This is a genomic window from Oryzibacillus soli (genome assembly GCF_051594765.1).
Taxonomy (GTDB): domain Bacteria; phylum Bacillota; class Bacilli; order Paenibacillales; family NBRC-103111; genus Paenibacillus_AR.
Genome location: NZ_JBPPGJ010000039.1, coordinates 1 through 7853, shown reverse-complemented (window position 1 = coordinate 7853; position 7853 = coordinate 1). Strand labels below are relative to the sequence as shown.

Genomic DNA, 7853 nt, shown 5'->3' with positions numbered 1-7853 from the left:
CAGGGTCGCCACGCCGGAGGGCGGCAGCGAGTCAGTCGTCGCGGCCTGAGAGCCATAGACCCCATGTTTGTAGGGCATGAGAACACGTCCTTTCTCTTATTCGAGGATATAATCCGGGATGTATGGGAGGGAGGTCGCCGTGGCCCGGAAGGTCAGATATCCCACCCAGTATTGCGAGGGCTGCTCCGGGTACATCCCCCATCGGAACGGCCGTTGAACGCTGGTCGAACCTCCTGGCATGACGCATGCTCGGGCCAACTCTTGCCTGGCGCGGTAGATCAGGTTCAACAGGTCCCGGTACCCCTTGAAATCCGGCAGCATCTCGCCTTCTTTTGGGTAGAGGCCGGCGTTGAACACAACGAAGTTGATCCGGATCCCGATCCCCGCCTCCGAACCATCGTCATCCCCTTCATCCATTCCGACGATCATGGCCGGAATGGCGCTCTTCAGCCCGTCGGGTAGCTGCTGCGGCACATCCTGGAGCTGGTTCGGAGGTGGCAGCCAGCCGATGAATACGTTGGGATGCTGCAGCTGGTAGACGGTGTAGTCTTCGTCGTTCGGCACCTGCAGGCGAAATGCCGGCGCCACGCGCTCCTTCAGGAACTCTTGGATGGACTCCAGTATCAGGTTGTCGATCATTTGCCACCCGCTTTCTTCAACCGGTAGTCGATTTCATGCTCCAGGCGTTTCAGCAACATCTGGCTCCCGGCCGTTTGGATCTCCTCGGCCACATCCAGGTTCTCGATCATCTGGGTGGGAGAAATGGTCCGTAGCATCTCCACTGGATACCGGCCCTTCCCCGTCCGGCGGAAGACATGAGTGTTCCCAGTTGCCTTCTGCACAAAGGCCCCGGGCTTCCCGCCGACTTTCTTGTACCCCGGACCCTTCTTGATCTTCACCTTGGCGACCTTGGACTTCGATCCGAGCCCACCGGGGAGGAACCGGCCGAGCGTGAACCGCCGGCTACGGACCAGAATCCAGGCCTTCGGCCGGCTGTACGTAGCGCGGTTCTTGGACATGGACTGCTTGATCTCCCGGGCTGATACGTTGTAGTGCTTCGTCACGATCCGCCCCGTCTTCGAGTACACATGGTCCAGCGTCCGGTTCAACGCGGACATAAACGCCTTCGGCGCCTGCTTCTCGAGGCCGGCCAGCCCCTTCATTACCCGGTTCAGCTGACTGGTGTCCACCTTGATCGTTCCCACAGCATCACCCCCGCGTCTGGTCCAGGATGATCTCCAGGAGGCCGTCTGTCTCCCGTACATCGATGACGATCATCTGGCGCTTATTGAAGAACTGCGTACTGCCGAGCTTGGGTTGGCCTGGAAAAGCGGAAGCCGGCGCGAAGTAGAGGATCGCACCGGCTCCCAGGCCTTCAAATTCGGTTTCCGCGCGCTTCTTCAACGTCTCTCGGTCCAGGATGATGGTGACTGGTCTGCCGTCGATCAGGGCCGTCTCCGCGAACTCCTGAGCGTTGAAGAAGACGTCATAGTCCTTCTGGAGTTGGTCCTTAAAGGAGCCCATCCCTTTACTCCGGAAGGCCGGTATCCGGGCCGTCAGTATCGATGGTGTCCAGGTACTCGGCGTATTGCTTCACGCGGCCCGGCTCGTTCGTGGCCGGTTCAAGCCCCAGTTCCGAGAGGTATTCCTTTTGCGGATCGGATTTCAGCTCCTCGAACTCCTCGAGGGATAACAGGGGCAGAGCTTGAACATCCTCCAGCTCAGAAAGCCCTATTCCCTCCTGAGCTGTTTCCACATCTACCGGAAAGGTCGCATATCCATCGGCCACAAGTCGTCTCTCTTCCGTTGAGCCAAGGTGACTAAGAACGGAACCAGGTCCATACACTTCGGTTCCATCGTCGATCGGAAATTTACCCACGATAATGGTCATGTTTGTCCTCCTTACAGCACTTTGGCAACAAGCCAGCTGTCTACGTCCGTCGGCTGCGGCACGGGGCGGGCAGAAAGACGAAGCATCAACTGCTCGTTCTCATCATCGGCCCATTGTTTAGGTACTCTCGTGGACTCATAGGTGACGAATTGGCCCTGCTCCAACTGAGTGATGGAGCCGTACAGAACTTTCCCGATGTTCGGCCGCCCCAACAGGATGTGATCCACCGGCACCATCGGATATTCATTGCCGTCGTCATCGAGGAACCATTCGTTGTAGGTGTAGATGTCAAGACCGAGCTCTGCGATCCGTCCAATGTAGGTCAACGCCGGATTAATCACACGAGGTCTGAGTTCCAACAGCGCTGCATTGAACATCTTCAATTTTTCCCCGATATCCGAATCAGCCAGGAATTCATTGGCGGCATTTTGCCCCAAAATAACCATTTCCGGAGCATAGCCGGTCGCTTGGATGATATTCAACGTCCATTGCTTCAGGTTCCCCAGAATCGTAGAGGTTTCGGCATTCCAAAGAGCCCCGCCGGCCAGCACAATCTTGTTGGTGAAGTTATAATCGATGTTCTGCTCAACAAATTGGGAGTTGTTGCGATCGATATAGCCTTTCAGATTGATGACCCCCTTAAACAGGAGCTCGCGGAGCATCCACTCTTCCCGACGGTAGATCATCTCGTCCAGATCCGTCAGATCCTTCGCCAGAAGCTCAACCTGACGCTGTGCCGGGGTACGGGTGCTGAATACGGCCTCGCCCATACCACGCACCGAAATATCATCCACCGTCAGTTGACGCTGCGGTGCGATCTTCGGCGCCTTGATGATATCCGTCCGGTAGCCTTGACGGTCCATCGTAATGCCGCCGACCCGGTTATTGGCGACTACGGGCGCCATCTTACGCTTACCCTTCCGGTAATCGACGTACACTTCTTCGGTCACGAAGGTTTCGAATCCCGGGAAGAAGGTTTCCCGGAAGAATCCCCGTACCGGCTTCTTCAAATCGATCGCCTGCAGCATCGTCTTGGTCTTGTAAATGTTCATGTTCAACAAGGTATATACGCCCCCTCTTAGTACGCGATATTTTCTTTCAGGAAAATGCCAAGCTCCCGGAGACGAGTCTCGTGATCAGCAGCTGTATCGGTGCCGCCAAAGGTCAGAGCAGCGCGGTTAAATGTTCCCGACGCATAGGCCGTCACCACCACGTCCCCGGCAGTGGTATCCGCATCATCCGTCAGAATCGAGTCGGCCGTCTGGCTGCCATCCGCGTTAGCTTTATTCACGGTGACCCCTTTCTTGGTTGCCGTGATAATTCCGATGACCGTTCCGCGCTTCAGAACTCCCTGGCCAGACTTCAGGGTAACCGATTTGACGTGAATGTCATGGCCCGGCATGCTGCCGAACAGATTGTCGTACCCGACGGAATCGACTTGCTTGCTGTACAGGTTCTCAGGCATGAATTATTCGCCTCCTTGCAGTTTTTTGAACGCCTCGGACAGGGCGTTGACCGCTTCCTTATCTGCATCCGGCTTGCCGTCCGGCGGGGTGGCGCCGGGAACTTGATTGGCCGGCGTCAGTTCATGCCGACGTTGATCCATAAAGGTCCTGCCGGCAGCGGCATCGGCCTTCAATGCAATCAGCGCCAACTGCTCAGCGTTGACGGGGGCCTCGTACTTGGCCTTGTTGACAATATCAGCCGGCATTGTGGCGGCGATCTCGTCGATCCCTTTCAACCTGTCCCGCTCGGCGTTCACAGCCTCAGCAGCTGCGCCGGCAACCAACTGGTTGCACAGGTCAGGGAAATGCTTCTTCAGATCTTCCAAGTTCTTGATCTCCATCTCGGGATCATCCTCCTTCTTTGCTTTCGGGGTAGGCTGAACATTCAGCGGAATATAAGGCGGTTCATTTTTCGTGCTCCATTGCGGGCGATTCTTGAAATCGGCCAGGTCGTGAGCGATGCTGTTAACGATGAAATACCGGTTGTCGTTGGTCATGGAGACGTCGACTTTCTCCTCGAACATGATCTCGTCTACGAATCCGTACTCCTTCGCTTCCTCGGCCGTCATGAACGTCTCCTTGGCCATCAGATCAGCGAGCTCCTGGCGCTCCATGCCGGTCTTGTTCACATAAGCGTTCAGGATGGACTCCTTGGTCTTCTCCAAGACCGAGGCCATCCGAATCATGTCCTGAGCGTTATAGAAGCCCATGAGACCAAGCAGAGGATCGTGGACCATGACCTGCGCGTTACTGGGCGCCATGACGGTATCGCATGCCGCGAGTAAAGTAACCGCAGCGCTTGCAGCCATCCCGTCGATCTTGCCTGTTTTCTTTGCCGGGTGGTCCTTCAATAGCGAGTAGATGGTGGTTGCGGCAAACACGTCACCGCCTCTGCTGTTGATTCGAAGGACAATTTCATCGACATTCCCAATCTCGGCCAGATCCTTCTTGAATTGCCTGGGGTATATGGCATCATCCCCTTCGCTCCACCACGGTTTTTCCGAGCGGATATCCCCGTAGAGGGTCAACTCAGCCGTCGTGGCTGATAGGTTCTTGAAGCTCCAGAACTTACTCATCTTCTTCCTTCACCTCCTCTCCCGGGGCGGCCGCCGCCACTGGTTTTATGTCAGGTTTCAAGCCGGCATCTTTCATCAGCTGCTCTTCACGCGCCAACTGCTTCAGGTTGCGATCAAAATCACCACCGGTCATCTCGATCGTTTCCTTCTCCCGGGTGGAGAGGGCGTTGGCGATCCGCTCCTTGGCCGCGTTTACTTCCTTCAGCGGATCCAGTTGCCCCGGTGCGGGCCCATTCCACTCCGCCTGACACCATGCCCGGCGGATGCTCGGGTCAGAAAAAAAGCCGGGCGCCCGGATCCGACCGGACGCAACGGCTTCAGTTAACCATTCCTCGTATACGGGCTGACAAAACTCCTTCGCCATCCACTGCCGGCGGGTCCGGAACATCTTCCATGCCTCCAGGAGCGCCGCGCGGGCCGCGCTGTAGCTGGATTGGAACGATTTTTGGAGGAGCTCCTGCGGGATTTCAAGAGCGGCCCCAATATACCGGCTTAGGGCATTCACAAACGGGTCAAATTGGCTGCTTGGCCGCGCCGGGTTGGCGACTTCAATCGATTCCCCCGGGCCGAGCACATTAATTGCCCCTGTTCCCATCTCATAAACCGTCGGATCGCTTGGAGCAACCTTCTGATCCTCCGGAATCATGCTGCCAAGCGGATTTTCGCTTGCCGATCCCTCCGTTTTCACGAAAACCGTGAACATACCGGCGATCACCGCCGCCATGAGCTCCGCTTCCGTATATCTGGTGATCTGCTTCAGGCTCTCAATAACCGGAGCGAGGTAGGGTACGCCGCGCCGTTGCTCCGCCCGCTCAAATTCGGCCAGGTGGAGGATGTTCGGACGTCCTGTCCGTTCTCCATAGGCCTCAATCCGCATCCATTCCCGCGTTTTGGTCGAATCCAGCCCGGTCGTAATCGGGTAGACGTTGCATATATGGTAGGCGACGACGGCGCCTTCCGCGTCGTACTCGACTCCCGAGGTGATCCAGTTCCCGGTGCTCTGATTTTTCCCATCCACATTGCCGGTCATGATCTGATTGGTCCAAGGCGTACTGATGCGGTCCGCTTCGATCAGGTGCAAGCGGAGGGTATACGGCATGTATGGCTGAGCTTTGGCCCGCTTGAAGAGAGCAAAGCTGTCTCCATTCATTAGGCAGCCGACAAAGGCAATACCCTGCATGTCCGCAAAGTCCGACATACGGAGAGCATCACAGTGTTTCGACTCGGCCCAAAGCAAGAATTCCCGTTCCACTTCCCTCTCCCAGGCGTCTGCCTGCTCAGGTGACATCCGGAGACGGTCCGCATCAATCCTTGACTTCAATCGAAGTCCCGGGCCGATGACATTGGTTTTGTTCGTTCGAATCGCCGAGGTTCCCAGCGGCGCGTTCATGGATAGGTCACGCGATCGGGATCGAAGGACAGGTAAATTCATATCAATGTCGTCCTTCGGGCTCCCTGGGAGAGTGAACCACCCCCGCATGGACTTCTTGCGGCCGGAAGCACCGCCCTCTGAGTAGCCCGAGTTCACGATTTCCATGGTTTTGCGCGCCGCAACACGCCTAAGCGCCGTTTCAGGACTGAAGTAGGATATTGTTTTGTCCAACAGGTTCAAGTTTTCACCTCCTGCTCATGCTCAGATGTCTCTCGGGACGATGCCGAGCACCTTATTCCGTCCACCGCCGCCGGCTTTTGCCTTCTCGGTGGTGATTTCCTTCTCCAGGTAACCGATCATTTTAGCGATTTCCCCTAAATCTGCCCGTGACAAGCGACGCGAACCAATCGAATATTCCTGAGCACCGTCTAAAATCGCTGATTCGCAGGCGATGTACAGCTCAAGCCGGCTTTGTAACGTCTGCAGCCGTTCGGACATGGTCATCCTCCTCCTATGCTTGAATCCCCTTGTTCACCACTCCATACTTCCGAGGCTGCGCCTGGCCGGATTGGGTGTTTTTCGGGCTATTTCGATCCACTTTCGCTAACATTTCGAGGTTCGGATTCAAGATTTCAAGGGCTGCGGTGGCGTAATTTCGCACGTCCAGCGGCTCGTTCCGGACCTTCCCCACCTTGATCCACTCCAGTCGAGGGCGCCCCTTATGGAACCGGATGACCTGCTTCTCGGAAGTCAATCCCTTGAAATACTCTTCGCCATACCCACATTCGGCCTTAATCGGGAAATGACAGTAGCCTTCGGTGCCTTCGAACTTGTTTTTCAGCCGGGTTAGGAGCGTCACCTTGCCGCCGTCGACCCCGATCAGGAACAGCGCGCAGTTTTCCCGGGCCGTCCGGGACACCCGGCCGACGAACGCCTTGCCGTCACCGCCCTCCCCCTTGATGGCAAAGATCCTACGGGTTTCCCGTTTGACGCAGAAGCGGTAGACGTCGGTGGTATGGTGGCCGCCGGAGTCGATACAGGTACAAGAGACCGTGATCCCGCTGCCATCGGCTCGCCGCCAGGTCCGCCCCAGGTACTCGTCGAGCTGGTGCCAGATCTCCGGCTTGGCCGGATCTCCGTATATGATCCGGTATTCGATGCCCCAGCTCTCCTTCCCGACGCCCCAGCCGACCACTTCCACCTCGAACCGGTCGTTCTGGACGTCGACGCCGGCCGTGAGCACAAGGACCGGATCCGGCACCGAGGCGGCGTATTGCTCGCGCCGCTTCACCAGCTCGTTCTCGTCGACCTGCTCACCTTGCTCCTCCCATGTCTCGCCCAGGGAGGTGTTGACCCAGGTCTTGAGCTCCTCTGGGCTGTCTTTGGCCTTCAGGAAGTCGCTTACGATCTCCTCCCACCTCTTCCAGGGAGACACCAGCTCGTTCAGGTGGAAGCCTCGGGTCTTCCGCTCCGGCTCACGGGCGATCCATTGGCCTATTCCAGCCTTCCACTCGTACTCTCCATGGAGCGCGCCACACTCCCGGCAGCAGTGCTCGACGCTTTGAACCTGATCCGGTCCGTCGGCCTTGAAGATAGTCTGTCCCCAGGTCAGCGGCTGCAGCTCTCCACAACTCGGGCAGGGAAGGCACCACTGCTCCTTCGTGCTGTTCTCATAGGCCTTCTCAATCCGGGAGACTCCCTTGACCGTCGGTGTGCTCACCAGGACCAGCTTCCGGTTCCAGAACGTCGTCGTCCGCTTGGCCGCCAGCGCGACCGGGTCGCCCTCGGCGCCGGCACTGGCCGGGTATCGGTCCACCTCGTCGCAGAAGACGATCCGAATCGGCCGGCTCGCCAAAGTGGAGGGCGCATTGGCCCCGACCAGGGTGATGTGGCCACCAGGGAATTTCTTGTGGAGGATGGTATTCTCGGAGCCACGGCTCTTGACGTCCTTGACCTTTCCATTCAGCGCCGGGGTATCCCGGATCATCGGCTGCAAGCGGTCCTTGGAG

At 57.5% G+C, this 7853-nt stretch carries 10 protein-coding genes; all 10 read right to left on the bottom strand.

Annotated elements, in window-relative coordinates:
• Positions 1-96: 96 nt before the first annotated feature.
• A complete protein-coding gene (locus ACSEXW_RS27650) occupies positions 97-639 on the bottom strand; it encodes a hypothetical protein (protein ID WP_438449411.1) in 543 nt (180 codons plus the stop codon).
• Positions 636-1205, bottom strand: coding sequence for a phage tail protein (locus ACSEXW_RS27645; protein WP_438449410.1), 570 nt, complete (start codon positions 1203-1205; stop codon positions 636-638). The genes ACSEXW_RS27650 and ACSEXW_RS27645 overlap by 4 nt, the downstream gene beginning before the upstream one ends.
• Positions 1206-1209: 4 nt before the next feature.
• Complete coding sequence (locus ACSEXW_RS27640; protein ID WP_438449409.1) at positions 1210-1524, bottom strand: hypothetical protein; 315 nt, start codon at positions 1522-1524, stop codon at positions 1210-1212.
• Positions 1525-1528: 4 nt separating this feature from the next.
• On the bottom strand, positions 1529-1891 hold the full coding sequence (locus tag ACSEXW_RS27635) for a hypothetical protein (RefSeq protein WP_438449408.1): 363 nt from the start codon (positions 1889-1891) through the stop codon (positions 1529-1531).
• Between the two features lie 11 nt (positions 1892-1902).
• On the bottom strand, positions 1903-2943 hold the full coding sequence (locus tag ACSEXW_RS27630; protein ID WP_438449412.1) for a major capsid protein: 1041 nt from the start codon (positions 2941-2943) through the stop codon (positions 1903-1905).
• Between the two features lie 26 nt (positions 2944-2969).
• Positions 2970-3356: a head decoration protein gene (locus ACSEXW_RS27625; RefSeq protein WP_438449407.1), complete on the bottom strand. Its 387-nt coding sequence runs from the start codon at positions 3354-3356 to the stop codon at positions 2970-2972.
• A 3-nt stretch (positions 3357-3359) separates the two neighbouring features.
• Positions 3360-4472, bottom strand: a complete 1113-nt coding sequence (locus ACSEXW_RS27620) for a head maturation protease, ClpP-related (RefSeq protein ID WP_438449406.1) — start codon at positions 4470-4472, stop codon at positions 3360-3362.
• Complete coding sequence (locus tag ACSEXW_RS27615) at positions 4465-6084, bottom strand: phage portal protein (RefSeq protein ID WP_438449405.1); 1620 nt, start codon at positions 6082-6084, stop codon at positions 4465-4467. The genes ACSEXW_RS27620 and ACSEXW_RS27615 overlap by 8 nt, the downstream gene beginning before the upstream one ends.
• A 21-nt stretch (positions 6085-6105) precedes the next feature.
• Positions 6106-6342, bottom strand: a complete 237-nt coding sequence (locus ACSEXW_RS27610) for a DUF6148 family protein (RefSeq protein ID WP_438449404.1) — start codon at positions 6340-6342, stop codon at positions 6106-6108.
• A gap of 13 nt (positions 6343-6355) precedes the next feature.
• Positions 6356-7853 (bottom strand): phage terminase large subunit family protein (locus tag ACSEXW_RS27605; RefSeq protein WP_438449403.1); only part of this gene is annotated, 1498 nt, incomplete at its 5' end.

Bases quoted from the DNA above. Each gene is read 5' to 3' on its own strand.
- ACSEXW_RS27650 (WP_438449411.1), bottom strand. From the start codon at position 639: ATGATCGACAACCTGATACTGGAGTCCATCCAAGAGTTCCTGAAGGAG.
- ACSEXW_RS27640 (WP_438449409.1), bottom strand. From the start codon at position 1,524: ATGGGCTCCTTTAAGGACCAACTCCAGAAGGACTATGACGTCTTCTTC.
- ACSEXW_RS27635 (WP_438449408.1), bottom strand. From the start codon at position 1,891: ATGACCATTATCGTGGGTAAATTTCCGATCGACGATGGAACCGAAGTG.
- ACSEXW_RS27630 (WP_438449412.1), bottom strand. From the start codon at position 2,943: ATGAACATTTACAAGACCAAGACGATGCTGCAGGCGATCGATTTGAAG.
- ACSEXW_RS27625 (WP_438449407.1), bottom strand. From the start codon at position 3,356: ATGCCTGAGAACCTGTACAGCAAGCAAGTCGATTCCGTCGGGTACGAC.
- ACSEXW_RS27620 (WP_438449406.1), bottom strand. From the start codon at position 4,472: ATGAGTAAGTTCTGGAGCTTCAAGAACCTATCAGCCACGACGGCTGAG.
- ACSEXW_RS27610 (WP_438449404.1), bottom strand. From the start codon at position 6,342: ATGTCCGAACGGCTGCAGACGTTACAAAGCCGGCTTGAGCTGTACATC.